Annotated in this window: 23 protein-coding genes; 3 read left to right on the plus strand and 20 right to left on the minus strand. The window is 65.3% G+C overall.

The genetic code is table 11. The features are described 5' to 3' along the window. The first annotated feature begins 119 nt into the window (after window positions 1-119). Window positions 120-794, plus strand: coding sequence for a class I SAM-dependent methyltransferase (locus tag ACSFBF_RS21400; RefSeq protein WP_435470462.1), 675 nt, complete (start codon window positions 120-122; stop codon window positions 792-794). A gap of 13 nt (window positions 795-807) precedes the next feature. Beyond that, a complete protein-coding gene (locus ACSFBF_RS21405) occupies window positions 808-1,623 on the plus strand; it encodes a galactosyltransferase-related protein (RefSeq protein WP_435470464.1) in 816 nt (271 codons plus the stop codon). Here the strand turns inward: ACSFBF_RS21405 and ACSFBF_RS21410 are convergent, their stop codons facing one another. The 4 genes from ACSFBF_RS21410 to ACSFBF_RS21425 form a co-directional block, all read right to left on the minus strand. Then, on the minus strand, window positions 1,624-2,142 hold the full coding sequence (locus ACSFBF_RS21410; RefSeq protein WP_435470465.1) for a YgjP-like metallopeptidase domain-containing protein: 519 nt from the start codon (window positions 2,140-2,142) through the stop codon (window positions 1,624-1,626). Continuing rightward, window positions 2,139-3,419 (minus strand): Hsp70 family protein, encoded by a 1,281-nt coding sequence (locus tag ACSFBF_RS21415; RefSeq protein WP_435470467.1) that lies wholly within the window; start codon window positions 3,417-3,419, stop codon window positions 2,139-2,141. The genes ACSFBF_RS21410 and ACSFBF_RS21415 overlap by 4 nt, the downstream gene beginning before the upstream one ends. Further along, window positions 3,416-4,963, minus strand: coding sequence for a lysine--tRNA ligase (gene lysS, locus ACSFBF_RS21420; RefSeq protein ID WP_435470469.1), 1,548 nt, complete (start codon window positions 4,961-4,963; stop codon window positions 3,416-3,418). Before lysS ends, ACSFBF_RS21415 begins: the two co-directional genes overlap by 4 nt. A 124-nt stretch (window positions 4,964-5,087) precedes the next feature. Next, entirely contained in the window at window positions 5,088-5,732 is a 645-nt protein-coding gene (locus tag ACSFBF_RS21425) for an LON peptidase substrate-binding domain-containing protein (protein WP_435470471.1), read from the minus strand. A 49-nt stretch (window positions 5,733-5,781) separates the two neighbouring features. Between ACSFBF_RS21425 and ACSFBF_RS21430 the strand changes: the two genes are divergently transcribed. Further along, window positions 5,782-6,342: a YggT family protein gene (locus ACSFBF_RS21430; protein WP_258350692.1), complete on the plus strand. Its 561-nt coding sequence runs from the start codon at window positions 5,782-5,784 to the stop codon at window positions 6,340-6,342. A 64-nt stretch (window positions 6,343-6,406) separates the two neighbouring features. Here ACSFBF_RS21430 and accD read toward each other — a convergent pair whose 3' ends face one another. The 16 genes from accD to sdhA form a co-directional block, all read right to left on the minus strand. Then, window positions 6,407-7,279 carry an acetyl-CoA carboxylase, carboxyltransferase subunit beta gene (gene accD / locus ACSFBF_RS21435; RefSeq protein ID WP_012746558.1) on the minus strand — a complete coding sequence of 291 codons (873 nt, stop codon included), beginning with the start codon at window positions 7,277-7,279 and terminating at the stop codon, window positions 6,407-6,409. 64 nt (window positions 7,280-7,343) lie between these two features. Further along, window positions 7,344-8,189 carry a tryptophan synthase subunit alpha gene (gene trpA / locus ACSFBF_RS21440; protein ID WP_435470474.1) on the minus strand — a complete coding sequence of 282 codons (846 nt, stop codon included), beginning with the start codon at window positions 8,187-8,189 and terminating at the stop codon, window positions 7,344-7,346. Next, a complete protein-coding gene (gene trpB, locus ACSFBF_RS21445; protein ID WP_435470476.1) occupies window positions 8,189-9,475 on the minus strand; it encodes a tryptophan synthase subunit beta in 1,287 nt (428 codons plus the stop codon). The genes trpA and trpB overlap by 1 nt, the downstream gene beginning before the upstream one ends. A gap of 47 nt (window positions 9,476-9,522) precedes the next feature. Beyond that, window positions 9,523-10,224 carry a phosphoribosylanthranilate isomerase gene (locus ACSFBF_RS21450; protein WP_435470478.1) on the minus strand — a complete coding sequence of 234 codons (702 nt, stop codon included), beginning with the start codon at window positions 10,222-10,224 and terminating at the stop codon, window positions 9,523-9,525. Further along, window positions 10,221-11,042, minus strand: coding sequence for a tRNA pseudouridine(38-40) synthase TruA (gene truA, locus ACSFBF_RS21455; protein ID WP_435470480.1), 822 nt, complete (start codon window positions 11,040-11,042; stop codon window positions 10,221-10,223). Before truA ends, ACSFBF_RS21450 begins: the two co-directional genes overlap by 4 nt. A gap of 30 nt (window positions 11,043-11,072) precedes the next feature. Further along, window positions 11,073-13,901: a FimV/HubP family polar landmark protein gene (locus ACSFBF_RS21460; RefSeq protein WP_435470482.1), complete on the minus strand. Its 2,829-nt coding sequence runs from the start codon at window positions 13,899-13,901 to the stop codon at window positions 11,073-11,075. 169 nt (window positions 13,902-14,070) lie between these two features. Continuing rightward, on the minus strand, window positions 14,071-15,213 hold the full coding sequence (asd, locus tag ACSFBF_RS21465) for an aspartate-semialdehyde dehydrogenase (RefSeq protein WP_435470484.1): 1,143 nt from the start codon (window positions 15,211-15,213) through the stop codon (window positions 14,071-14,073). Window positions 15,214-15,303: 90 nt separating this feature from the next. Next, window positions 15,304-16,392 (minus strand): 3-isopropylmalate dehydrogenase, encoded by a 1,089-nt coding sequence (gene leuB, locus ACSFBF_RS21470; RefSeq protein WP_435470486.1) that lies wholly within the window; start codon window positions 16,390-16,392, stop codon window positions 15,304-15,306. A gap of 40 nt (window positions 16,393-16,432) precedes the next feature. Further along, entirely contained in the window at window positions 16,433-17,083 is a 651-nt protein-coding gene (gene leuD / locus ACSFBF_RS21475) for a 3-isopropylmalate dehydratase small subunit (protein WP_435470488.1), read from the minus strand. A gap of 14 nt (window positions 17,084-17,097) precedes the next feature. Beyond that, window positions 17,098-18,519 (minus strand): 3-isopropylmalate dehydratase large subunit, encoded by a 1,422-nt coding sequence (gene leuC / locus ACSFBF_RS21480; RefSeq protein WP_435470490.1) that lies wholly within the window; start codon window positions 18,517-18,519, stop codon window positions 17,098-17,100. A gap of 62 nt (window positions 18,520-18,581) precedes the next feature. Further along, window positions 18,582-19,526 carry a LysR substrate-binding domain-containing protein gene (locus tag ACSFBF_RS21485; RefSeq protein WP_435470492.1) on the minus strand — a complete coding sequence of 315 codons (945 nt, stop codon included), beginning with the start codon at window positions 19,524-19,526 and terminating at the stop codon, window positions 18,582-18,584. Window positions 19,527-19,644: 118 nt separating this feature from the next. Further along, window positions 19,645-20,703: a purine-nucleoside phosphorylase gene (locus ACSFBF_RS21490; RefSeq protein ID WP_435470494.1), complete on the minus strand. Its 1,059-nt coding sequence runs from the start codon at window positions 20,701-20,703 to the stop codon at window positions 19,645-19,647. A 98-nt stretch (window positions 20,704-20,801) separates the two neighbouring features. After that, window positions 20,802-22,112: a citrate synthase gene (gene gltA / locus ACSFBF_RS21495; RefSeq protein ID WP_093049522.1), complete on the minus strand. Its 1,311-nt coding sequence runs from the start codon at window positions 22,110-22,112 to the stop codon at window positions 20,802-20,804. Window positions 22,113-22,136: 24 nt separating this feature from the next. Next, window positions 22,137-22,451: an FAD assembly factor SdhE gene (locus tag ACSFBF_RS21500; RefSeq protein ID WP_258350681.1), complete on the minus strand. Its 315-nt coding sequence runs from the start codon at window positions 22,449-22,451 to the stop codon at window positions 22,137-22,139. A gap of 28 nt (window positions 22,452-22,479) precedes the next feature. Then, a complete protein-coding gene (locus ACSFBF_RS21505) occupies window positions 22,480-23,181 on the minus strand; it encodes a succinate dehydrogenase iron-sulfur subunit (protein WP_093049529.1) in 702 nt (233 codons plus the stop codon). Between the two features lie 59 nt (window positions 23,182-23,240). Continuing rightward, window positions 23,241-25,049, minus strand: a complete 1,809-nt coding sequence (sdhA, locus tag ACSFBF_RS21510) for a succinate dehydrogenase flavoprotein subunit (RefSeq protein WP_435470496.1) — start codon at window positions 25,047-25,049, stop codon at window positions 23,241-23,243.

Genomic DNA, 25,049 nt, shown 5'->3' on the forward strand with positions numbered 1-25,049 from the left:
CTCAGCCGATCCGGAATTGGCGCATTTGTGCACAAGCTGGCAAATACGCTAGATAAGTCGGCCGCGCCGTCCTATAGAGTCAAATGTTCTGAATCAGGCAGTTTCGGGGGGCATTTCTCATGGCGCATATCGGCGAATCCTGGCGAACTTTCGACAGCTTGACGCAGCACGTCATCAAGACGATCAATCCCAAGCGCATCCTGGACATTGGTGCCGGGGGCGGCAAATATGGAGCCTTGCTCAAGAACATCGTGCCCGAATGCGAGCTGACCGCGCTGGAGTGCGACGAAGTGGCATTCCCTCAACTGCGCGAGGTCGGCTATCACCAGATTCTTCCGATCACGGCCGACAAACTCTATGAGCGCAGCGGCGATCTCTACGACGTGGTGATCCTGGGCGATGTCATCGAGCACATGCTCCACTCGCAAGGCCGCGACCTGCTGGAATTTCTCAACTACCGCTCCCGCTATCTCATCGTTTCCACGCCGGAATGCATGCCGATGAGCCGTCCCATCTTCTTCGAAGGCCACAACTCGCTGTGGCGTCCCGATTCGTTCGGCTGGCACGACTACTGGGCGCACCAGCAATGCGGCGTGATGCACTTCTATTTACTCAGAGGGCACGACAACTGGGCCGGGCCCGGTTTGGCGGAGGTGGTGAGCGCGGTAAACGGCGCCGGAATTTTCAATGAACATTCCAGTGACCGGAAAGAGCCCGTCAACCTGACGATTCGCGACACGCGCTACAAGGAACCGACCGACGAGCACAATGTTGTGCTCTACCGCCCTTTCTGACGGACGTTGTTTCATGACGGCAACCGACAAGATCTCCCTTCGCGATATAGACATCATCGTTTCGTACAGGGAGGCGACCGAAGAGCGGCGCGAGAACCTCTATGCCGTGCTGGCGCATCTGGCCTTTACCTATACCGACTACCGGCTGTGGTTGATGGAGGCGGCGACGACGCCGCGCTTCGACTGGCAGCGGCTGCGCGATCCGAAGATCCGGCATGTCTTCATCCATCACGATGGGCCGTTTCCCAAGTCGATGCTCTACAACACAGGCGTCCGACTGGCCCGCAGCCCTGTGATCTGCTTCCACGACGCCGATTCCATTGCCCAGCCTTCAACGCTGCGTGGCTGTGTCGATGTGCTGCTGGACCGGGACAGCAGCGAGGTGCTATGCCCCTACTGGAGCGTCATCAACGTGACGGGTGAACTCAAGCGCGATTTCATGCAGTTGCCCGACTACGCCCGATTCGCATCGATCAACGTGGAGCAACTGCCTCCAGATGCCGGCGTGCTGTACTCGAATGCCAATGGGGGCATCGTGCTGTTCAAGCGCAGCGAGTACATCCGTGTCGGCGGGTACAACGCACGCCTGGAAGGATGGGGCGGCGAGGACGACGAACTGCTGCGCAGGGCAGGGCGGTTGGGTCTGCGCTGGCACTCGATGCACGTGCCCCTTTTTCACTTGCACCATGATTCGGGCTCGCGCAATGAATTGATCGAGAGCCTTCATGGCACCGAGAACCTGCGTGCGTCGCATGCCATCGAGACCATGTCCCAGGAAGAGGTTGAGGTGCTGGCGCGCGAGTTGTCCGCGTTCTTCGCGTCCGACTGATCAGGGCCGGGCGCTGGCGTCCCAGAGCCGATGGCCGTTCATGTCCAGATGCGTCAGATACAGCCGCAGGTCGAATTCGAGCTGCTGGTAGTCCGGCTCCATGTGCATGCACAACGCATAAAAAGCCTTGTCGTGCTCCCGCTCCTTCATGTGGGCAAGTTCGTGCACGACGATCATCCGCAACCAGGCCAGCGGCACGCCCTTGAACAGGCTTGCCACGCGGATCTCCCGCTTGGCCTTGAGCTTGCCGCCCTGCACGCGCGACACCGTGGTGTGCGTGCCCAGCGCGTTGCGGATCACGTGCAGCTTGTTGTCGAACATCACCTTTGAGAGCGGTTCTGCCTTGCGCATGAACTCGCTCTTGAGCTCGTTCACGTACTCATAAAGCGCGCGGTCGGTCTGCACGTTGTGCACCCCGTCAGGGTAGCGCTTGCCGAGCAGCGCGGCGAGCTTGTCCTCGGCGATCAGCTGGCGGACCTGGTCCAGCAGGGGCGCCGGATAGCCCGCCAGGTATTTCATGCGCGACGGCGCTCCGTGCGCGCCGCGCAGGCCAGCCCTGTGGCCACGCCACCGAACAGGTCGCCCTCGACCAGGTTCACGCCCGCGAAGCTCTTGCGCAGGGCGTGCTGGAACGGCCGCAGCGCAGAAGAGCCGCCGGTGAGGTAGATCGCATCGAGGTCGCCGCTGCGCAGGCCCGCGCGCTTGACGCAGGCGTGTGCGCACGCAATCACGTTTTCGAGCGGTCCGGCCAGCTGCTGTGCCATGTCGGCCGGCGTGAGCGAGGCCATCAGTCCGTGCTCTGCGCAGGAGAGGTCGATTGCCGTCGCTGCATCGGTCACCGAGGCATCGATCTTGGCCGCTTCCACCGCGCTCGCGATGCGGTGCCCGTGCCGTTCTTCGAGCACGGTCATCAGCCGGTCGTGCAGCCGCGTGTCGCTGTAGCTCGTGCGCAGATCCTTCGCCTGGCGCACTGCCTTGGCCGCGTAGAGCCAGTTGATCAGGTGCCAGGACGAGAGTTCGAAGAACACCTTGCTCGGCACCTCGCGCCCCTGCGGGCCGTGGTGGCGAAAGCCGAACTGCGGCATCACGCGCTCGAGGTTCAGGCGCTGGTCGAAGTCGGTACCGCCGATGTGCACGCCGCTGGTGGCCAGTACGTCGTCGCTGCGGTCCTCGCGCGCGGCACGCTCGGGGCCGACGCGCACAACGGTGAAGTCCGAAGTGCCGCCGCCGATGTCGACGATGAGCACGATCGACTCTTTGACGATGCGCTGCTCGTAGTCGAACGCGGCCGCGATCGGTTCGAGCTGGAAGGCAATCTCGCGGAACCCCGCCGCGCGCGCCGCGTGGCGCAGGCTTTCCTCGGCACGCTCGTCGCGCTTGGCATCGTCGTCCACGAAATGCACGGGCCGCCCGATCACCACGCGCTCGGGCATCCGGCCGAGCTCGCGGCTGGCGCGCACGGCCAACTCGCGCAGAAAGCGCGCGATGATGTCCTCGAAGCTCACGAGGCCGTCGTAGATGGCGGTCTTCTCCTGCATCAGCGCGCTGCCGAGCAGGCTCTTCAGCGAGCGCATCAGGCGGCCTTCGGTGCCCGAGAGGTACTGGCCGATCGCGTCCCGGCCGAAGTGGGTCGTGCGGTCTTCGGCATTGAAGAAGATCGCGGTGGGCAGGGTGGTGGCCGCGCCTTCGATGGGCAGCAGGCGGGCCTCGCCGTCGACCCGGCAGGCCACGGCGGAATTGGAGGTGCCGAAGTCGATGCCGATCGTCGGCAGCGACGACGGTGACAACACGCTCAAGACTCCCTGCGCAGCGCCGGGAACAGGATCACGTCGCGGATGCTCGGCGAATCGGTCAGCAGCATCATCAGCCGGTCGATGCCGATGCCACAGCCGCCGGTAGGCGGCATGCCGTATTCGAGCGCACGCACGAAGTCGTGGTCGTAGTACATGGCTTCGTCGTCGCCGCTGTCTTTGGCGGCCACCTGTGCGTTGAAGCGCGCGGCCTGGTCTTCGGCGTCGTTCAGCTCGCTGAAGCCGTTGCCGAACTCGCGGCCGGTGATGTACAGCTCGAAGCGCTCGGTGACCTCGGGGCGCTCGTCGTTGGCGCGCGCCAGCGGCGAGATCTCGGTCGGGTGCTCCATGATGAAGGTCGGCTGCCAGAGCTTCTCTTCCACGGTCTCCTCGAAGTACATCACCTGCAGGCTGGCGAGGCTGCGCTGCGAGAGCTTGTCTTTTTCTTCGCTGAGGCCGATCTTGCGCAGGGCGTTGATGAGCCAGGCGCTGTCGTCGACGCCCTGAGCCACGCCCTCGGCGTCGGTGTACTTCAGGATCGCTTCACGGATCGTCAGGCGCTCGAAGGGCTGGGTCAGATCGACTGGCTTGCCCTGGTAGGTGAGTTGCTGCGTGCCCACGGCCTTGTCGGCGATGGTGCGGATCAGCGTCTCGGTGAAGTCCATCAGGTCGCGATAGTTCCAGTAGGCCGCGTAGAACTCCATCATCGTGAACTCGGGGTTGTGCCGCACCGAGATGCCCTCGTTGCGGTAGCTCCGGTTGATTTCGAACACGCGCTCGAAGCCGCCGACGATCAGGCGCTTGAGATACAGCTCGGGCGCGATGCGCAGGAACATCTCCTGGTCGAGCGCGTTGTGGTGCGTCTTGAAGGGCTTGGCGTTCGCGCCGCCCGGAATCGGGTGCAGCATGGGCGTCTCGACTTCGAGGAAGTCGTTGGCCACCATGAACTCGCGCAGGGCGCTCACGGCCTTGCTGCGCGCGGTGAAGCGCACGCGCGCCGATTCGTCGGTGATCAGGTCGACGTAGCGCTGGCGGTACTTCTGTTCCTGGTCGGCCATGCCGTGGAACTTGTCGGGCAGCGGGCGCAGGCTCTTGGTGAGCAGGCGCAGCCTGGTTACCTTGACCGACAGCTCGCCGGTCTTGGTCTTCATCAGCGTGCCTTCGGCGGCAACGATGTCGCCCAGGTCCCAGCGCTTGAAGTCGGCGTAGATGTCTTCGCCGACCGCGTCGCGCGTCACGTAGAGCTGGATGCGGCTGGTGGCATCTTGCAGGGTGGCGAAGCTGGCCTTGCCCATCACGCGCTTGAGCATCATCCGGCCGGCCACGCTCACTGCAACGGCTTGCGCCTCGAGGGCTTCGGCCTCGGTGGCGTCATGCGCTTCGGCGAGTGCCGCTGCACGATGGCTCGGCTTGAAGTCGTTGGGGAACGCAACGCCTTTGCCCTCGGCCTGTGCCGTGCGCAGCAGCTTGAGCTTTTCGCGGCGTTCTGCGATGAGCTGGTTTTCGTCGACGGGGGGCGGAGGAGGCGAGGGGGTCTTTTGATCGGACATGGGAGGCGGGTGGCGCGCATCCGGGAGCGTGCGCGGGGCTGGCATTTTAGCCCATCGGGTTTGAATAAAACCTGTGCCCAGCGCCCGTCAATCCTGCGCAATGCGCTACAAAAAAAGTAGCGATCTATTCAGTGATGCCCGTGCGTGCGAGCAGATCGCTGACCAGCTCCAGCCGCATCAATGGGCTGTCGAGCTCCATCAGGCGCTGGCGCAGTTCGAGTTGCATTGGCACCAGCTCGCACCAGCGGTTGGCCACCCAGCCGCAATCGTTGAGCTGGTAGGGCGCGCCGATGGGTAGCCGCACCGCTTCGCCTTGCGCACGCCGGCGTTCTTTCAGCGTGTCGATCAAACGCTGCAGCGCGGTGGCGGTATGGCGCAGGTCGTCGGGAATTTCGAGCGCGACGTCGTCGTTCACGGCCTCAACCTCGGCGACCCACAGGCCATGCTTCTGCAGCTCATTGCTGCGAACCCGAAAGCGTTGTGTGCCCACGCATTCGATCTGCAGCAGGCCGCTCTGCGGCGATTCGAACTCGCGGATCATGGCCAGCGTGCCGATGGCGGCGAAGCTCTCCGCATCCGCACCGGCCTTGCGCACTTCGCTGCCGCTGGTGAGGCTCACCACACCGAAGGGTGCGTCGGCCTTGCGGCACTTGCCGATCATGTCGAGATAACGAACCTCGAAGATGCGCAGTGGAAGAAGACCTCCCGGAAACAGGACCGTACCGAGCGGGAACAATGGCAGTGAATGCAAAAAGGGTTGTGTCGTCATCGAAGAGCCTTGCGTGGCTATCATCGCATTCCCCTCACGGCCGCGTCCCATGCTCTATCAGATTCCCTCGTTCCTTCTCGACGTGATCGTCGGCCTCCTCGGCGGCGCCTGCCTGCTGCGGCTCTACATGCAATACCACCGCGTGCCGTTCGGCAATCCGCTCGGGCGCTTCGTGTTCGCCATTACCGACTGGATCGTGCTGCCGCTGCGGCGCATCGTGCCCGCGGTGAAGCGCTGGGACCTGGCGAGCCTGATCGCGGCCTGGCTGCTGGTGATGCTGAAGTTCCTGCTGCTCTGGCTGCTGGTCGGCAACCTTGGGCGCATCGCGACCTTGCCGCTGGTGTCGCTGGTCGGGCTGATGCAGTTGGCGGTATCCGGCCTGACCGCACTGCTGGTGGTCTATGCGGTGCTGTCGTGGATTCCAAACGCTTCGCCGATGCTGCTCGACCTGATCTCGCGCCTGGCCGAACCGCTGGTGCGGCCGTTTCGCCGCTTCATCCCGCTGATTGGCGGGGTCGATCTGTCGCCGCTCGCAGCCATCGTGGTGCTGCAGGTGATCGCGATCGTGCTGGGCAACCTGCTGGTGTTTGCTTACCAACTGACTTTCTGAAGCGGCAAGAAAAAAGGGCCCGGATGCATCGCACCCGGGCCCTTTTGCTTTTGCCCCGTTTCGCTCAGCTGACTGCGTCGGCCGGCTGGCGCAGCAGCATGGCCAGCGTGCTGGCGATGGTCTTGCGCAGTTCGCGGCGGTCGCTGATGAAGTCGATGGCGCCCTTGGTCTGCAGGAACTCGGCACGCTGGAAGCCTTCGGGCAGCGTCACGCGCACGGTCGATTCGATCACGCGCGGGCCGGCAAAGCCGATCAGCGCCTTGGGCTCGGCGATCACCACGTCGCCCACGAAGGCGAAGCCTGCCGACACGCCACCCATGGTCGGATCGGTCAGCACGCTGATGTAGGGCAGGCCCTTCTTCGCCAGGCGCGTGAGCGCGGCATTGGTCTTGGCCATCTGCATCAGCGAGAGCAGGCCTTCCTGCATGCGCGCGCCGCCGGTGGCGGTGAAGCAGATGAAGGGCACCTTCTGCTCAATGGCGGTCTCGACGCCGCGCACGAAGCGCTCGCCGACCACGCTGCCCATGGAGCCGCCCATGAATTCGAACTCGAAGCAGGCCACGACCACGCTGATGCTGTGCACCGAGCCACCCATGACGACCAGCGCATCGGTTTCGCCGGTGTTTTCCAGGGCTTCCTTCAGGCGCTCGGGGTACTTACGGCTGTCCTTGAACTTCAGCGCGTCGACCGGCAGCACTTCCTGGCCGACTTCATAGCGGCCCTCGGCGTCGAGGAATGCGTCGAGCCGCGCGCGGGCGCCGATGCGGTGATGGTGGCTGCAGCTCGGGCAGACGTTCTGGTTGTGTTCGAGATCGGTCTTGTAGAGGACGGTCTCGCAGGCGGGGCACTTGATCCACAGGCCTTCGGGCACCTGGCGGCGCTCGGATGGGTCGGTTTGTGCGATCTTGGCGGGTAGCAGTTTTTCAAGCCAGCTCATAGGACTCCGAATTAACTCCCCTCTCCCGCAATGCGGAAGAGGGGCTGGGTGAGGGCAGCAGCGATTATCGGCCAGCCGCGTTCTTGGGGGTAGCCGCCGGCAGGGCGTCGAGCGCCTCGCGGATGCCCGCCAGGAATTCGCGCACCACCGGCACGACCTTGTCGCGCGGCTGGTCTTCGATGAGTTGAATGATCTTTGTGCCGATCACGACCGCATCGGCGGCCGAACCGACCGCCTGCGCGGTGCGCGCGTCGCGGATGCCGAAGCCCACGCCGACCGGGATGCTCACGTGCTGGCGGATGCGCGGGACCATCTGGCCGACCGCCTCGGTGTCGAGGTGGCCGGCGCCCGTCACGCCCTTGAGCGACACGTAGTAGACGTAGCCGCTGGCAATGCGCGCGACCTGCGCCATGCGTTCGTCGGTGCTGGTGGGGGCCAGCAGGAAGATCAGGTCGATGCCGGCGGCTTTCAGCTCGGCGGCGAAGTCTTCGCATTCCTCGGGCGGGTAGTCGACCACCAGGAGGCCATCGACGCCGGCGGCGACCGCATCGCGGATGAAAGCCTTTTTGCCGTGCACGAGGTCGTAGCGCTCGACCGGGTTCGCATAGCCCATCAGCACCACGGGCGTGGTCGTGTCCTTCTGGCGAAAGGCGGCCACGATGGCGAGCACCTGCTTCATGCCGATGCCCAATGCCAGCGCGGCTTCGCCGGCCTTCTGGATCACGGGTCCGTCGGCCATCGGATCGGAGAAGGGCACGCCCAGCTCGATCACGTCGGCGCCGGCCTCGACCATGCCGTGCATCAACTCGGGCGTGATGTCGGCGAAGGGGAAGCCGGCGGTCACGTACGGAATCAGCGCGCGTCGGCCGTCTTTCTTCAGCGCGTCGAAGGTGGCTGCAATGCGGCTCATCACTTGCCTCCTTTCACGCTCAGACCGCGCATCGAGGGCCGGTCGTAGAAGTCGACGCCCGACAGGTCGGCGACGGTGCCGATGTCCTTGTCGCCGCGGCCCGAGAGGTTCACCAGGATCGACTGGTCGGGGCGCATGGTCTTGGCGAGCTTCATTGCATGGGCCAAGGCATGGCTGGATTCGAGCGCGGGGATGATGCCCTCCGTTCGGCACAGGTAGTGGAAGGCTTCGAGCGCCTCGGTGTCGGTGATGCCCACGTATTCGGCGCGGCCAATGTCGGCCAGGTACGCGTGCTCGGGGCCCACGCCGGGGTAGTCGAGGCCCGCGCTGATGCTGTGGGTCTCGGTGATCTGGCCGTCCTCGTTCTGCAGCAGGTAGGTGCGATTGCCGTGCAGCACGCCGGGGCTGCCGCGCAGGATGGAGGCCGAGTGCTTGCCGCTGTCGAGCCCTTCGCCAGCCGCTTCCACTCCGATCAGGCGCGTGCCCGCGAACGGGATGTAGGGGTGGAAGATGCCCATGGCGTTGCTGCCGCCGCCCACGCAGGCGACCACCACGTCGGGCTGCTTGCCTTCGGCCTCGCCGGTGATGCCATCGGCCGCGAGCATGACGGGCATCTGCTCGATGCACTCGGTGCCGATCACGCTCTGGAAGTCGCGCACCATGGTCGGGTAAGGGTGCGGACCGGCGACGGTGCCGATGATGTAGAAGGTGTTTTCCACGTTGGTGACCCAGTCGCGCATCGCCTCGTTGAGCGCGTCCTTCAGTGTCTTGCTGCCCGATTCAACGGGCACCACGGTCGCGCCAAGCAGGTTCATGCGGTAGACGTTGGGGCTCTGGCGCTTCACGTCCTGGCTGCCCATGTAGACCACGCATTCGAGGCCGTAGCGCGCGCAGATGGTGGCGGTGGCCACGCCGTGCTGGCCGGCGCCGGTTTCGGCAATGACGCGGGGCTTGCCCATGCGGCGCGCGAGCATCGCCTGGCCGATCACGTTGTTGATCTTGTGCGCGCCGGTGTGATTCAGGTCTTCGCGCTTCAGGTAGATCTGTGCGCCGCCCATTTCACGGCTGGTGCGCGCGGCGTGGTAGATCGGCGAAGGGCGGCCGACGAAGTGCTTCAGCTCGTAGTGAAATTCGGCAAGAAACGCCGGATCGTCCTTGAACCTAGCGTACGCGTCGCGCAGTTCGTTGATCGCGTGGGTGAGCGTTTCGCTCGCGAAGGTGCCGCCGTAGTTGCCGAAGTGGCCGGTGGCGTCGGGTTGCTGGTAGTCCTGGAATTGGCTTTGCATGGTTCTCGATCGGTGAGCCGCAGCCCGACAACGATCGGCTGCGGCGGCTAACTGGAGAAGGACGCGTCGGCAGCCCTGACGGCTGCGACGAATTGCCGGATCTTTCCGGCGTCCTTGAGGCCCTTGTTCCCGGGGCCGTCGATTTCGACGCCCGAGCTCACATCAACGGACAGCGTCTTGCAGCGCGTCCGCAGGATGCGAATGCCATCGCTCACGTTTGCAGGTGTGAGCCCACCACTCAAGACGAGGTGAGCGTCGACGGCGGGTGGAAGAAGTGACCAATCGAATGCCTTGCCGCCACCGCCATAACCTTCGACATGGGCGTCGAGCAGGATGGCCTGGGCGTGGGAGTAATCGGACGCGTATTTTACGAGGTCGAAGCCGGCCCCGGCAGCCCCCAGCGGGATTCGGGCGGCGCGCATGTAGCGAAAGCGGCCCGGGCCGCTGGCTTCTTCGCACTGTTCGGGCGTTTCCTCGCCGTGGAATTGGGCGATGGCGCCCTTCATATGTGTGAGTGCTGCTATGACTTTCGGAGCATCCTCGTTCACGAACAGCAGCACCGGCGTGATGAACGGGGGCAGGCGCGAGGCCAGTTCGGCGGCGCGCTCGGGCGTCACGGCGCGGGGGCTCTTCGCGTAGAGCACGAAGCCGATGGCATCGGCACCGGCTTCGATTGCCGCATCCACGTCGGCCTCACGTGTCAGGCCACAGATCTTGATGCGTGTGCGGGGAACGGAAAGCGCGGTCATGGCGGGCCATCATACGGAGCCCCGCCGGCCTGCAGCGTGGCTTCCGCCGGCAGACCCCACTTGGCGTCGTACAACGGGCCCAGGAAGTACAGGCCGTCCGCGGAGAAGGTGGGTGCCGCCACCTTGCGGCTGCGCGCCTCGAGCACTTCAGAAATCCACGCGGGCCGCTCGTCGCCGCGGCCGATGCGCACCAGGCAACCCATCAGGTTGCGGATCATGTGGTGCAGGAACGCGTCGGCCTCGAATTCGAAATGCCAGCGGCAGCGCTCGCCGTCGCCCACGCGCGTGATCTCGATGCGCCGCAGGTCCTTGACCGGCGAACGAGCCTGGCAGGCCGAGGCGCGGAACGAGCTGAAATCGTGCTGTCCGATCAGCAGCGCCGCAGCAGCGCGCATCGCATCGCCGTCTAGCGCATGCATCGACCAGCCGACCCGGCCCGAATCGAGGCTGGGCCGCACCGGCGATTGAGAAAGCACGTAGAGATAGCGGCGCGCCAGGGCGCTGGCGCGGCAATGGAATTCGTCGGGCACCGGATGCGCCCACTGCACCGCGATGTCGTCGGGCAGGAAGCGGTTGGTGCCGCGCATCCAGGAGAAGGGTTCGCGCTCGACGGTGGTGTCGAAGTGCACCACCTGCATCAGGGCGTGCACGCCAGCGTCGGTGCGACCGGCGCACAGCGTGCCTATCGTGCCGGATGGCTGCGCGGCGAACTTCGTGAGGGCCGCTTCGAGCTTGTCCTGCACCGTGCGGCCCGAGCGCTGGCTTTGCCAGCCCTCGTACGCTTGGCCGTTGTACCGGATACCGAGCGCCAGCCTCACGAATTCAGGAAGAACGACAGGAGCAACCGCTCAGCGCAGTTCTGCGAGCAGTTGACGGGCTTGCGACTTGAGGTCGCCAGCGCTTTCGGCTTCGACTTCCTCGACCAGCGAGCGGGCGCCTTCGACGTCGCCGATGGCTTGCAGTTCGCGAGCGAGCGACAGCTTGACGGCGTGCGGGCTGTCGTCGCCTTCATCGTCGGGCGCGGTAGCCGCAGGCCTTGCGGTTTCGGCCGAGCGGGCAGCCGGCAGGCCTGCCAGTGCGCTCATGTCGAACTCGATGAAGCCCGAATCGGCCGGCAGCGCATTGCGCAGCGCGGCGGGGCGGGTGTTGTGTTCCGCATCGCTCAGCGAGCTGGGCAGCGTGTCGGCCGTCAGCGCGCCGGGGGCTGTGTCGAAATCATTTTCGAGATCGACAGGCGTTGCGGCGTGGCCGTTCGACAGGGGCGGCGCAGGGCGCGCGGTCGTCGGAGCGGGTGCGTAGACCGACTTCGGCAGGCTGGCGCCGACCGGTGCGTGCTGGACCGGCGCAGGGGCGGGTGCCGGCGGCGTGGTCAGGTCGAGGTCGAAGTCCAGCGGTGCCACCGAGGGCACGAAGGCGGGCGGTGCAGCGGCCACCGGCGGTGCGGCGGGAGGCGGAACTGCTGCCGGCTTGGCAGCCGAGGCGAGGGCGCCCGCAAAGGCGGCCGTCTCGGCAGCGCTGGCGCCGCCACCACTGCCACTGCGGGGTGCGCCCGATTCGTACAGCGGGTTGCCCGGATCGAGATCCTTGCCCATGTCGACCACGCGGGTCCAGTCGGAGCCGAGACCGCCGGTCAGCTTGTGCACTTCGGTGGCCAGGCCTTCGTAGGCGCGCACGTCGCGGCGCTTGGCGTGGATTTCGAGCAGCTTCAGGTGGATGGCGGTGCGGTCCGGGTTCAGGCGCAGCGCTTCACGCAGGATTTCCTCGGCCTGCAGGTCGCGGCCGTAGGCCAGGTACACGTCGGCTTCGGCCACGGGGTCGACATCGCCCGCGTCGAGCTGGCTCGGCGAGTACGACAGCGACGAGACGGTGGAGTCGCCGCGATGCTTGGTGTCGACCGATTCGCCGCCGCTGGCGCCGAAGAACGAATCCTTCGGGATGCGGCTTTCGAGGAACACGCTTTCGCTCATTTCCTCGCGCCGGCGGCCCAGCACGCGGTACAGCAGGAAGCCGATCAGCAGCGCGATCAGCGCCGCGCCGGCCAGCATCAGCGGGTTGTCCAGCAGCTCTTCGAGGAAGGTGGGCTCCGGCGGGGGCGGAGGTGCCGGTTTCTTCACGGCAGGTTTCGGTGCGGCAGCGGCCACTGCGGCGCTCGCCGCCGCCGTTGCGGGAGCGGCGCCGGCGTCAGCTGCAGCCGGCGCAGCGGCTGCGGCCTCGGCCGTCGGAGCCGGTGCAGCAGCAGGGGCTGCAGCCGTTGCCTCGGGCGTAGGCGCGGGGCTCGGTGCTGCTGCGGCGGGAGCGGCTGGCGCGGCTGCCGCAACGGGGGCGGGAGCCGGAACTGGTGCAGCAACAGGTGCCGGTGCAGGGCTTGCGACCGGGGGAGCGGTCGTGGCACTGGTGTTGGGGGCCGGAACCGGGATGCCCGGCGTCGACGGTGCTGCTGGTGCAGCGGCGGCAGGTGCCGACGAACCGGTGCCCGTTGCAGTCTTGAGCTTGTTCAGCTCGTTGATGTTCTTCGACAGTTCCGCGACGCGGTTGTTGCTGTCCTGCGCCTGGCGGGTTTGGGCGACCTTCTCGTCGGCGGCGCGGGTGGCCGCGTTGCCTTGCGAGATCGTGAGCTTGTCGGGTGCACTGGCCGCCGCGTTGCGGTCTTCGACATTGGCTTGCAGCTTGCCCGATGCCTTGCGGCTGGCGGCGGCCACATTTGAGGTTGGCGCGTTGTCGGCCAGGCGCTGGCGATAGGCGCCGAAGTCGCGGCTTTGCGCCGTGACCGTGCGGCGGGCTTCGGCCGGCGGAATGGCGGAGGCTTCTGCAGAGCCAGGCAGATCGAGCACGGCGCCGGCGCGCATGCGGTTGACGTTGCCGCCAACGAATGCGTCGGGGTTGGCGAGCAGCAGCGCCACCAGCATCTGGTCCAGCGACACATCGGCCGGCTTGTAGGCGCCGGCGATCTTGCTGGCGGTGTCGCCGCGCTGCACGGTGACCTGTTCGCCGCCACCACTGCGAACCGCCGGAGCGGCTGCAGTGACGGGGGCGGGGGCTGCCGCAGCGGGCGCAGGCGCCGGTGCGGCTGCCGCAGGTGCAGAGGGTGCTGCCGAAGGCGCGGCCGCTACCACGGGCGGGCGCTCGCGGCGCGCACGGGCTGCCGGGGCAGCGCGTTCGGTCGGCGTGGCGATCTGGGGAGAAATGGGCGTGGCCGGTGCCGCCGCCTGGCGCGTGGCTGGCGGATCGAGCAGCACGGTGTAGTCGCGCACGATGCGGCCTGACGAACCGTTGGCCTCAAGCAACAGGTCGATGAACGGGTCGTTCAGCGGGCGGTTGCCGCTCAGGCGCACCACGTACTGGCCGCCAGCACGGCGCTGCAGCGTCGCCTTGACGTCGCTCAGGGCCGAGTTGTACGGAACGCCCGCGTTCTTGAAGGCTTCAGCCGTGGCGATGTTGATCTTCAGACCGTCCGCCTCGTTGGCGGCGATTTCGGTCACGTCGATCTCGGCGCGCAAGGGTTCGCCCAGCGCCGATTGCACCTTCAGCTGACCCAGCGCGAATGCGCTGGCGTCGGTGCTGGCGATGCCCAGTGCCACGGCTGCCGCCGCACCAAGGATGGAAAGGCGCCAGCCGTTCGATGGCAGAGGCGGGCGAGCGGCCGATGGGCTGGCCGCAGGCAACAGATGTCTTGTCATGCTGATAGGGGGCGGCTCAGGCCCAGAATTTGTAAGAGGACGTTAGCACCATCACCGGGCACTGACAAGGCAATGCGCTTGTTCTACCCAGTGCGCGCATACTTACGCACACATTTGATGTTGCCAGATGGCAACATTTCGTGTTTCAAAAGGCGCTGAGCAGCCCGCATCAGGCTTCGAGCAGGATGCGCAGCATGCGGCGCAGCGGTTCCGCGGCGCCCCACAGCAGCTGGTCGCCGATGGTGAAGGCGCCGACGTATTCCGGGCCCATCGCAAGCTTGCGGATGCGGCCGACCGGGATGTCCATGGTGCCCGTCACGGCCACCGGCGTCAGGTCCTTCAGGGTAGCTTCGCGCGTGTTCGGCACGACCTTCGCCCAGGGGTTGTCGGCGGCGATCATCGCTTCGATGTCGGCGACCGGCACGTCCTTCTTGAGCTTGAAGGTCAGGGCCTGGCTGTGGCAGCGCATCGCGCCGATGCGCACGCAGAAGCCATCGACCGGCGTGACGGCGGTGCCGAAGCCCGCGCCTTGGCCGAGGATCTTGTTGGTCTCGGCGCCGCCCTTCCACTCTTCCTTGGACATGCCGTCGCCCAAGTCCTTGTCGATCCAGGGGATCAGCGAGCCGCCCAGCGGCGCGCCGAAATTGGCCGTTTCGGTGGCGCTGAGGGTCTGCTGCTTGTGCAGCACCTTGCGATCGATTTCGAGGATGGCCGACTTCGGGTCGTCCAGCAGGGCGCGCACTTCGGCGTTGAGGGTGCCGAACTGGGTCAGCAACTCGCGCATGTGCTGCGCGCCGCCGCCCGAGGCTGCCTGGTAGGTCATGCTGGTCATCCACTCGACCAGGCCGGCCTTGTAGAGGGCGCCCACGCCCATGAGCATGCAGCTCACGGTGCAGTTGCCGCCGATCCAGTTCTTGCCGCCCTTGGCGAGCGCGTTCTCGATGACCGGCAGGTTGACCGGGTCGAGCACGATGATCGCGTCGTCCTGCATGCGCAGGGTGGAGGCGGCATCGATCCAGTGGCCGTTCCAGCCGGCGGCGCGCAGCTTGGGAAACACCTCGCTGGTGTAGTCGCCGCCCTGGCAGGTGATGACGATGTCGCACTTCTTCAGTGCCTCGATGTCGTTCGCATCCTTCAGCGTGGTTTCGTTCTTGGCCATTGCCGGGGCCTTGCCGCCGGCGTTGGAGGTCGAGAAGAAGACCGGCTCGATGAGACCGAAGTCGCCTTCGGCCTGCATGCGGTCCATCAGGACCGAGCCGACCATGCCACGCCAGCCCACGAGGCCGACCAGAGGTTGAGATGCGTTCGCCATTTCAGTTTGCCCTTATGAAAAAAGAAAAAGTTGTCTTTTCTTGCCCCCGACTCGTCGAGCCGGGGAGGGGCGTGACGAAGCGGGCTGCGGTTAGCCGGTAATCGTCTTTTTGGTGATTGCTGCAACGACCGCGTCGCCCATCTCGCGGGTGCCGACGCGCTTCGTACCTTCTGACCAGATGTCGCCCGTGCGCAGCCCGGAGGCGAGCACATCCTTGACCGCCGACTCGATACGGTCGGCAGCTTCGGCTTGGTTGAGTGAGAAGCGGAGCATCATGGCAGCGGACAGGATTGTAGCCAAAGGATTGGCAACCCCTTTGCCGGCAATGTCGGGAGCGCTGCCGTGGCTGGGCTCGTACAGGCCCTGGTTGCTCGAATTGAGCGACGCCGAAGGCAGCATGCCGATGGAGCCGGTGAGCATCGCGGCCTCGTCCGAGAGGATGTCGCCGAACATGTTGCCGGTGACCACCACGTCGAACTTCTTGGGCGCCTTCACGAGCTGCATGGCCGCGTTGTCGACGTACATGTGGTCGAGTTCGACGTCCGGATAGTCCTTGTGCACCTCGGTCACGACGTCCTTCCAGAACTGGAAAGTCTCCAGCACGTTGGCCTTGTCGACGCTGGTCACGCGCTTGCTGCGCTTGCGGGCCGCCTCGAAGGCCACGCGGGCGATGCGCTCGATCTCGGGGCGCGAATAGCGCATCGTGTCGAAGGCTTCCTCGGCGCCCGGGAAGTGCCCGTCCACCGCAGTGCGGCGACCGCGCGGCTGGCCGAAGTAGATGTCGCCGGTCAGCTCGCGAATGATCAGGATGTCCAGGCCGGCGATCAGCTCGGGCTTCAGGCTCGACGCGCCCACCAGCTGCTCGTAGCAGATTGCAGGGCGGAAGTTGGCGAACAGGCCCAGGTTCTTGCGCAGCCCCAGGATGGCCTGCTCGGGCCGCAGCGGGCGGTCGAGCTTGTCGTATTTCCAGTCGCCGACGGCGCCGAACAGCACCGCGTCGGCTTCCTTCGCCAGCTTGAGCGTCGATTCGGGCAGCGGGTGGCCGTGCGCCTCGTAGGCCGCGCCGCCGACCAGTGCCGACTCCATCTCGAACTTCAGGTCGAGCACGTCGAGCACCTTGACGGCTTCCGCCACGATTTCGGTGCCGATGCCGTCACCCGGGAGAACTGCGATTTTCATAAATTGGTCTGAGGTTTTTTGAAAACGGAAATGCGCGCGATCAGGAAATCATCGTGTGCGCGAGCCACGGCTTCTGCGCCAGGCGCTCGGCCTCGAAGGCCTTGATCTTGTCCTGGTGGCGCAGCGTGAGGCCGATGTCGTCCAGCCCGTTGATCAGGCAGTACTTGCGGAAGGCCTGCACGTCGAACGCGAACTCCTGCCCATCGGGCTTCACGACCACCTGGCGCTCCAGGTCGATGGTCAGCTGGTAGCCTGGGAACGCGAAGGTCTCGTCGAACAACTGGACCACTTGCGCTTCGGGCAGCACGATCGGCAGCAGGCCGTTCTTGAAGCTGTTGTTGAAGAAGATGTCGGCGTAGCTCGGCGCAATGATTGCGCGAAAACCGTACTGGTCGAGCGCCCACGGCGCATGTTCGCGCGACGAGCCGCAGCCGAAGTTCCTGCGCGCCAGCAGCACCGAGGCGCCGGCGTAGCGCGGCTGGTTGAGCACGAAGTCGGGGTTCGGCTTGCGGCTGGCCGGGTCCTGGCCCGGAAAGCCGGCGTCGAGGTAGCGCCACTCGTCGAACAGGTTCACGCCAAAGCCGGTCTTCTTGATCGACTTCAGGAACTGCTTCGGGATGATCGCGTCGGTGTCGACGTTCTCGCGGTCCATCGGGGCCACGAGGCCCTTGTGCACGGTGAATTTCTGCATGTGTTGTCTCCAGATCAGGCGAAGGTGCGCACGTCGACGAAGTGGCCGTGCACCGCGGCGGCGGCGGCCATGGCCGGGCTCACGAGGTGGGTGCGGCCGCCGGCGCCCTGGCGGCCTTCGAAGTTGCGGTTGCTGGTGGATGCGCAGCGCTCGCCCGGCTCGAGCCGGTCGGCGTTCATTGCCAAGCACATCGAGCAACCCGGCTCGCGCCATTCGAAGCCTGCGGCCTTGAAGATCAGGTCGAGCCCTTCGCGCTCGGCCTGTTCCTTCACCACGCCCGAGCCGGGCACGACCATCGCGAGCTTCACGTTCTTCGCGACCTTCTGGCCCAGCTTCTTCACCACGGCGGCGGCTTCGCGCATGTCTTCGATGCGGCTGTTGGTGCAAGAGCCGATGAACACCTTGTCGATGAAGATGTCGTTCATGGCCTTGTTCGGTTCCAGACCCATGTAGACCAGCGCGCGCTCGATGGCGCCGCGCTTGTTCGCATCTTTTTCCTTGTCGGGATCGGGCACGCGGCCGTTGATCTCGACCACCATCTCGGGCGAGGTGCCCCAGGTCACCTGCGGCTGGATCTGCGTGGCGTCGAGCTCGACCACGGCGTCGAAGGTCGCGCCCGGGTCGGACTGCAGCGTGCGCCAGTAGGCCACCGCCTGTTCCCACTCCACGCCCGTGGGCGCGAGCGGACGACCCTTCACATAGCCGATGGTCTTCTCGTCGACCGCCACCAGCCCGGCGCGCGCGCCGGCCTCGATGGCCATGTTGCAGACCGTCATGCGGCCTTCCATGCTCAGGTCGCGAATGGCCGAGCCCGCGAACTCGATGGTGTAGCCCGTGCCGCCGGCCGTGCCGATCTTGCCGATGATGGCCAGCACGATGTCCTTGGCGGTGCAGCCGAGCGGCAGCTTGCCCTCGACCTTCACGAGCATGTTCTTCGCCTTCTTGCCGAGCAGCGTCTGCGTGGCCATCACGTGCTCGACCTCGCTGGTGCCGATGCCGTGCGCGAGCGCGCCGAACGCGCCGTGCGTGGAGGTGTGCGAGTCGCCGCAGACGACAGTCATGCCCGGCAGCGTCGCGCCCGACTCGGGGCCGATCACGTGCACGATGCCCTGGCGCTTGCTCAGGAACGGGAAGAATGCGGCCGCGCCGAATTCGGCGATGTTGTGGTCGAGCGTGGTGACCTGTTCCTTGCTGGTCGGGTCGGCAATGCCTTCGTAGCCGCGCTCCCAGCCCGTGGTGGGCGTGTTGTGGTCGGCGGTGGCCACCACCGAGCTGATGCGCCACAGCTTGCGGCCGGCTTCGCGCAGGCCTTCGAAGGCTTGCGGGCTGGTGACTTCATGCACCAGATGGCGGTCGATGTAGAGGATCGCGGTGCCGTCTTCCTCGGTGTGGACGACGTGTTCGTCCCAGATCTTGTCGTAGAGCGTGCGTGCCATGTCGGTCTCTTGTCTTTCGTGGGGAAATGGATTGTCTGTCGTTGCGGCTGTGAATTCGGGGTTCAGGCCGCGATCTGTTCTGCGGCGTCCGCAGCCGCGTGCAGGTGATTCACCAGCGAGCGCGCCGCCACGGGCAGGGTGGAGAAATCGCGCGCCACCAGCCGGATCTCTCGCGCCGCCCAGGCGTCGTTGAGCGCCACGCTCACGAGGCCGCGGCCGATGCCGTTCTGCATGAGCTCGAAGGCGCGCTGCGGCATCACGCCGATGCCCAGGCCGTTCTCGATCATCCGGCACATGGCGTCCAGGCCCGTCACGTGGATGCGCAGCTTGATGCTGCGGCTGGCATTGAGCGCGGCCTCGTGCATCGCGACGTAGATCGAGCTGTTGGTGTGCAGGCCGACGTGGTCGAAGTCGAGCGAGTCGACGAAGTCGATGGCGCCCTGCGCCGCCAGCGCATGCCCCGTGGGCACGATCAGCGCGAGGCGGTCGTGCCGGTAAGAAAGGCTTTGTAACTCGCCCGCACCGCCGGCCACGTGGCACACGCCGAGGTCGGCCGCGCCTTCCTGCACCGCGCGAATCACTTCGCTGCTCAGGTGCTCCTCGAGGTCGATCTTGATGGCCTCGTGGGCGCGTGTGAACACGCCCAGGTCTTCGGGCAGAAATTGCACGATGGCCGAGATGTTGGCGTGCACCCGCACGTGGCCGCGCACGCCGTCGGCATATTCGCTGAGCTCGCCCTGCATCTTCTCCAGGCTGTAGAGCACCGAGCGGGCGTGGTGCAGCAGGCTTTCGCCGGCGGGCGTGAGGTCGACGCCGCGCGCGTGGCGGTAGAGCAGGGTGGTGCCAAGCGTGGCTTCGAGGTCGGACAGCCGCTTGCTGATGGCCGAGGCCGCGATGAATTCGCGCTCAGCAGCGCGGCCGATGCTGCCCAGTTCGCACACGGCCACGAACAGCTGCAGCGACGTGAGGTCGATGCGGCGGGCGAAGTTGCGTTCTGACGTGCTCATGGGGCTATGGGCATCGCGTCTTGCGATGAGTTTGCTATTTTCTCCTTGTTTTTTGGGTATTGCCATCGCGGTATGCGATGGCCTTGCTGCCGTCCCGCGACGAGCAGGTGTTGCCGGGTCAGTCTGCGGGAACCCCTGCACTCCAGGCCGACCAGTTGCCCGTGATCGCGTCGACCAGAGGACGGCCGGCGATCAGGAGATTGCCGGTAGCGATCGGGAACCCGCCCGACTCGGCGTTCAACGAGGCGTAAGCGGTCTGCCCTTGATAGGGACGATCGAAATTGGAGGCCGTGCGAAGAACCGCCACTCGCTGCAGGTCGAGCAACCCGGCGCTGGCGCCTCGCTTCAGTGCCTCGTAGGTGGCGTTGTCTTCCTGTTGCGTGGTGCAGTACTTGCCCTGTCCGTCGGTCACGAGCGAAACCCATCGCGTGGCTGTTTTGCCCAGGAGCTTGCCGTGCCAGTAGGTGTCGCCGGCCGCGGTGTCGCATTGCAGGACCGATGGGCGGGCCTTGGCAGTTGGCTGCGAATACCTGGCGCGGTAGGCGCGTGCCTTGTCGTTGTCGGCCAGTGCGGCATTGGCGGACAGCTTCAGCGCCTTCTGCAGCAGCTTCTCGTTGAGGCGGAAGACCTCGGTCCGGTATTCGAACTTGGGCTTCGAGTCCGGGTCCTTGGCGCCAATGCCGAAATAACCTGAGCGCCAGGTCGATGGCATTTCACGCGCATCGATCTCGTGCGCGATGCCGAAGTCGACCAGGAACCGGGCCCAGGTGGCAGAGCCGATGGTCGAGACATTCGGGTCGACGCCCGCGATGCCGGCCACCAGGAAGTAGGTCTTTGAGAGGTCGAACTTCCCGCTGAATACCAGGGCCGTGATGGAGGCCGCCGCGTTGGTATGGCCCATGCCGGTCGTGACCTGGCACACCGAATCGGCGTTGCACCTGACCAGCGGATCGTCGGCGGACAGGCCCGGCACTTTGATCTCCCGGGTCAGCTTCAGCGGCTCGAACCACACCTGTGCCTCGGGCTTGAACATGCTGATGATGAGAACTTTCACCGCAATCTGCGGCGGCGGCTTCGTGCCGGGTGCATCGGTAGCGCAGCCGAACAGCAGCGTGGCCGCGAAGGCAATGAATGCCGCCCGTGCGCCAAACCAGGTCATGCGTTGAAAAACTGACATTCGCCTTCTCCTTCATGGACCCAAAGAGATCGCAATTTACAGGCCAAAAAAAAGCTGCCCGAAGGCAGCTTTTTTGATCATCGAGATTCGACGGAAGCTCAGCGAGCCGTGATCGGCTTCACGTCGCGCTTCGGCGAACCTTCGAACAGCTGGCGCGGGCGGCCGATCTTGTACTCGGGGTCGCCGATCATTTCGTTCAGCTGGGCGATCCAGCCGACCGTGCGGGCCAGCGCGAAGATCGCGGTGAACAGCGGCACCGGGATGCCGATGGCGCGCTGCACGATGCCCGAGTAGAAGTCGACGTTCGGGTACAGCTTGCGCGACACGAAGTACTCGTCTTCCAGGGCGATCTTTTCCAGTTCCTTGGCGAGCTTGAACAGCGGGTCTTGTTCCAGGCCCAGCTCGGTCAGCACTTCGTTGCAGGTTTCCTGCATCAGCTTGGCGCGCGGGTCGTAGTTCTTGTACACGCGGTGGCCGAAGCCCATCAGCTTGACGTTCGAGTTCTTGTCCTTGACCTTCTTGATGAACTCGCCGATCTTCTCCACGCCACCTTCCTTCTGGATGTCGTAGAGCATGTTGAGCGCCGCTTCGTTGGCGCCGCCGTGGGCAGGGCCCCAGAGGCAGGCCACGCCGGCCGCGATGGCCGCGAAGGGGTTCGTGCCCGACGAGCCGCACAGGCGAACCGTCGAGGTCGAGGCGTTCTGCTCGTGGTCTGCGTGCAGGATGAAGATGCGGTCGAGCGCGCGCTCGAGCACCGGGTTCACCTTGTACTCTTCGCACGGCGTGGCGAACATCATGTGCAGGAAGTTGCCGGCGTAGCTCAGGTCGTTCTTCGGGTACATGTACGGCTGGCCGATCGTGTACTTGTAGGCCATGGCCACGAGCGTGGGCATCTTCGCGATCAGGCGGATCGCGGCGATCTCGCGGTGCTCGGGATTGTTGATGTCCGTGCTGTCGTGATAGAAGGCCGACAGGGCGCCCACGAGGCCGGTCATGATGGCCATCGGATGCGCGTCGCGGCGAAAGCCCCGCAGGAAGAACTGCATCTGCTCGTTCACCATCGTGTGGTTGGTCACGAGCTTGGTGAAGTTGGCCTTCTTGGCCGTGTCCGGCAGTTCACCGTACAGCAGCAGGTGGCAGGTCTCCATGAAGTCGCAGTTGGTCGCGAGCTGCTCGATGGGGTAGCCGCGATACAGCAGCTCGCCCTTGTCGCCATCGATGTACGTGATGGCCGACTGGCAGGCGGCGGTCGACATGAATCCCGGGTCGTACGTGAACATGCCGGTCTGTGCGTACAGCTTGCGGATGTCGATCACGTCGGGGCCCACGGTGCCCTTGTAGATCGGCAGTTCGACGCTGTCGCCGCCGTTGCTGAACGACAGCGTGGCCTTGGTATCGGATGCTTTCATTTCGGTTTACTTTCAGAGGTGGATTCAGGACGAAGGAGAGATTGCGGGACGCTGCGCGCCGTCGGTACGCATCAGCTGCAGCAATGCGACCACCTCGGCCCCGGCCCATTCGGGCTCGGGCTCCTTCCTGCGCAGAAGGAGGTCAAGGAGGTCGTTGTCCGACAGGTCCATCAGTGTCTCCATCGCTCCCGCTTGACCCACGGTCATGCGGAATTCGTGCCGCTCGAAGAAGCGGGCGATGAACAGGTCGTTCTCGAGCAGTCCGCGCCGGCAGCGCCATTTGAGCTTGCTCAGCGCACGTTCACTGAGCAGGTCGGCGGAGTCGGCGGCGGGTTGCATGGTGGCTTCTCGAACAAATGGATCAGGGTCAGATGGCGCGGCGCACCATCAATTCCTTGATCTTGCCGATGGCCTTGGTCGGGTTCAGGCTCTTCGGGCACACGTCCACGCAATTCATGATCGTGTGGCAGCGGAACAGGCGGTACGGGTCTTCCAGGTTGTCCAGGCGCTCGGCAGTGGCTTCGTCGCGGCTGTCGGCGATGAAGCGGTAGGCCTGCAGCAGGCCGGCGGGGCCCACGAACTTGTCGGGGTTCCACCAGAAGCTCGGGCAGCTCGTGGAGCAGCTCGCGCACAGGATGCACTCGTACAGGCCGTTGAGCTCTTCGCGCTCTTCGGGCGACTGCAGCCGTTCCTTCTCGGGCGGCACGGTGTCGTTCTGCAGGTACGGCTTGATCGAGTTGTACTGCTTGAAGAACTGCGTCATGTCCACGATCAGGTCGCGGATGACGGGCAGGCCCGGCAGCGGCTTGAGCACGACGGTGCCCTTGAGCGTGTTCATGTTGGTCAGGCAGGCCAGACCGTTCTTGCCGTTGATGTTCATCGCGTCGGAGCCGCAGACGCCTTCGCGGCACGAGCGGCGGAACGACAGCGTCGGGTCTTGCGCCTTGAGCTTCATGAGGGCGTCGAGCAGCATGCGCTCGTGGCCGTCGAGTTCGATCTCGACCGTCTGCATGTAGGGCTTGGCGTCCTTGTCCGGGTCGTAGCGGTAAATCTGGAATGTGCGCTTCATCGTAGTGACCTTGTGAATGCTTTGTATGAGCTGACTGTGAGCCGCGTTCTCTTACTTGGTTAGAACGTGCGGACCTTGGGTGGAACCGAGGCCACGGTGAGCGGCTGCAGCTTGACCGGCTTGTACGAGAGGCGGTTGTCCTGGCTGTACCAGAGCGTGTGCTTCATCCAGTTGACGTCGTCGCGGCCGAGCGGTGCGACAGGGTCGTCCGCCGGGCGTTCGTAGTCTTCGACCGTGTGGGCGCCGCGGCATTCGCGGCGGGCGGCGGCCGAGACCATCGTGGCCTGTGCCACTTCGATCAGGTTGTCGACTTCCAGCGCTTCGATGCGGGCGGTGTTGAACACCTTCGACTTGTCCTTCAGGCCGATGGCCTTGACGCGCTCGCGCACGGCGGCGATCTTGGTCACGCCTTCGTCCATCGAGGCCTGCTTGCGGAACACGGCGGCGTGCTGCTGCATGACGGCGCGGATCTCGCCAGCCACGTCTTGCGCGTATTCGCCGGTGGTGGTCGACTCGAGGCGGTTCAGGCGCTCCAGCGTGCGGTCGGCCGCGTCGTTGGGCAGGGGCTTGTGTTCCTTGAGCTTGTCGTTGAACTCGACGATGTGGTTGCCGGCCGCGCGGCCGAACACCAGCAGGTCGAGCAGCGAGTTCGTGCCCAGGCGGTTGGCGCCGTGCACGCTCACGCAGGAGCATTCGCCCACGGCGTAGAGGCCGTTCACCACCGCGCTGTTCTCTTCACCCTTCTGGATGACGACCTGGCCGTTGATGTTGGTGGGAATGCCGCCCATCTGGTAGTGGATGGTGGGCACGACCGGAATCGGTTCCTTCGTGATGTCGACGTTGGCGAAGTTGACGCCGATTTCGTACACCGAGGGCAGGCGCTTGTGGATGGTTTCGGCGCCCAGGTGGTCGAGCTTGAGCAGCACGTAATCCTTGTTGGGACCGCAGCCTCGGCCTTCCTTGATTTCCTGGTCCATCGAGCGCGACACGAAGTCGCGCGGCGCCAAGTCCTTCAGGGTGGGCGCATAGCGCTCCATGAAGCGTTCGCCGTTGCTGTTCAGCAGGATCGCGCCTTCGCCGCGGCAGCCTTCGGTCAGCAGCACGCCCGCGCCGGCCACGCCGGTCGGGTGGAACTGCCAGAACTCCATGTCCTGCAGCGGGATGCCCGAGCGGGCGGCCATGCCGAGGCCGTCGCCGGTGTTGATAAAGGCATTGGTCGAGGCCTGGAAGATGCGGCCCGCGCCGCCAGTGGCCAGCAGCACGGTCTTGGCCTGCAGGATGTGCAGGTCGCCGGTTTCCATTTCGAGCGCGGTCACGCCGACCACGTCGCCTTCGTCGTCACGGATGAGGTCGAGCGCCATCCATTCGACGAAGAATTGGGTGCGAGCTTCGACGTTCTTCTGATAGAGCGTGTGCAGCATCGCGTGGCCGGTACGGTCGGCCGCGGCGCAGGCGCGCTGCACGGGCTTCTCGCCGTAGTTGGCCGTGTGGCCGCCGAACGGACGCTGGTAGATCGTGCCGTCGGGGTTGCGGTCGAAGGGCATGCCGAAGTGTTCGAGCTCGTACACGACCTTCGGGGCTTCGCGGCACATGAACTCGATCGCGTCCTGGTCGCCGAGCCAGTCGGAACCCTTGATCGTGTCGTAGAAGTGGTAGTGCCAGTTGTCTTCGCTCATGTTGCCGAGCGATGCACCCACGCCGCCTTGCGCGGCGACGGTGTGCGAACGGGTCGGGAACACCTTGGAGAGCACGGCCACGTTGAGGCCGGCACGGGCGAGTTGCAGCGAGGCGCGCATGCCGGAGCCGCCGGCACCGACGATCACGACGTCGAACTTGCGCTTGGTGATTTTTTCTTTTGTGTAGGTCAT

Origin of the sequence: Variovorax nivicola, assembly GCF_051216475.1 — a bacterium.
Classification (GTDB): Bacteria; Pseudomonadota; Gammaproteobacteria; order Burkholderiales; family Burkholderiaceae_C; genus Variovorax.

What these genes read in the sequence shown, in the direction of transcription:
- leuD (WP_435470488.1), bottom strand. Translation starts at nt 17,083, where the DNA reads ATGCAGAAATTCACCGTGCACAAGGGCCTCGTGGCCCCGATGGACCGC.
- ACSFBF_RS21485 (WP_435470492.1), bottom strand. Translation starts at nt 19,526, where the DNA reads ATGAGCACGTCAGAACGCAACTTCGCCCGCCGCATCGACCTCACGTCG.
- ACSFBF_RS21425 (WP_435470471.1), bottom strand. Translation starts at nt 5,732, where the DNA reads ATGACGACACAACCCTTTTTGCATTCACTGCCATTGTTCCCGCTCGGT.
- leuB (WP_435470486.1), bottom strand. Translation starts at nt 16,392, where the DNA reads ATGAAAATCGCAGTTCTCCCGGGTGACGGCATCGGCACCGAAATCGTG.
- ACSFBF_RS21505 (WP_093049529.1), bottom strand. Translation starts at nt 23,181, where the DNA reads ATGAAGCGCACATTCCAGATTTACCGCTACGACCCGGACAAGGACGCC.
- ACSFBF_RS21500 (WP_258350681.1), bottom strand. Translation starts at nt 22,451, where the DNA reads ATGCAACCCGCCGCCGACTCCGCCGACCTGCTCAGTGAACGTGCGCTG.
- trpA (WP_435470474.1), bottom strand. Translation starts at nt 8,189, where the DNA reads ATGAGCCGCATTGCAGCCACCTTCGACGCGCTGAAGAAAGACGGCCGA.
- ACSFBF_RS21410 (WP_435470465.1), bottom strand. Translation starts at nt 2,142, where the DNA reads ATGAAATACCTGGCGGGCTATCCGGCGCCCCTGCTGGACCAGGTCCGC.
- trpB (WP_435470476.1), bottom strand. Translation starts at nt 9,475, where the DNA reads ATGCAAAGCCAATTCCAGGACTACCAGCAACCCGACGCCACCGGCCAC.
- ACSFBF_RS21490 (WP_435470494.1), bottom strand. Translation starts at nt 20,703, where the DNA reads ATGTCAGTTTTTCAACGCATGACCTGGTTTGGCGCACGGGCGGCATTC.
- gltA (WP_093049522.1), bottom strand. Translation starts at nt 22,112, where the DNA reads ATGAAAGCATCCGATACCAAGGCCACGCTGTCGTTCAGCAACGGCGGC.
- ACSFBF_RS21460 (WP_435470482.1), bottom strand. Translation starts at nt 13,901, where the DNA reads ATGACAAGACATCTGTTGCCTGCGGCCAGCCCATCGGCCGCTCGCCCG.
- asd (WP_435470484.1), bottom strand. Translation starts at nt 15,213, where the DNA reads ATGGCGAACGCATCTCAACCTCTGGTCGGCCTCGTGGGCTGGCGTGGC.
- ACSFBF_RS21405 (WP_435470464.1), top strand. Translation starts at nt 808, where the DNA reads ATGACGGCAACCGACAAGATCTCCCTTCGCGATATAGACATCATCGTT.
- leuC (WP_435470490.1), bottom strand. Translation starts at nt 18,519, where the DNA reads ATGGCACGCACGCTCTACGACAAGATCTGGGACGAACACGTCGTCCAC.
- ACSFBF_RS21400 (WP_435470462.1), top strand. Translation starts at nt 120, where the DNA reads ATGGCGCATATCGGCGAATCCTGGCGAACTTTCGACAGCTTGACGCAG.
- lysS (WP_435470469.1), bottom strand. Translation starts at nt 4,963, where the DNA reads ATGTCCGATCAAAAGACCCCCTCGCCTCCTCCGCCCCCCGTCGACGAA.
- sdhA (WP_435470496.1), bottom strand. Translation starts at nt 25,049, where the DNA reads ATGACCTACACAAAAGAAAAAATCACCAAGCGCAAGTTCGACGTCGTG.
- ACSFBF_RS21430 (WP_258350692.1), top strand. Translation starts at nt 5,782, where the DNA reads ATGCTCTATCAGATTCCCTCGTTCCTTCTCGACGTGATCGTCGGCCTC.
- ACSFBF_RS21450 (WP_435470478.1), bottom strand. Translation starts at nt 10,224, where the DNA reads ATGACCGCGCTTTCCGTTCCCCGCACACGCATCAAGATCTGTGGCCTG.
- accD (WP_012746558.1), bottom strand. Translation starts at nt 7,279, where the DNA reads ATGAGCTGGCTTGAAAAACTGCTACCCGCCAAGATCGCACAAACCGAC.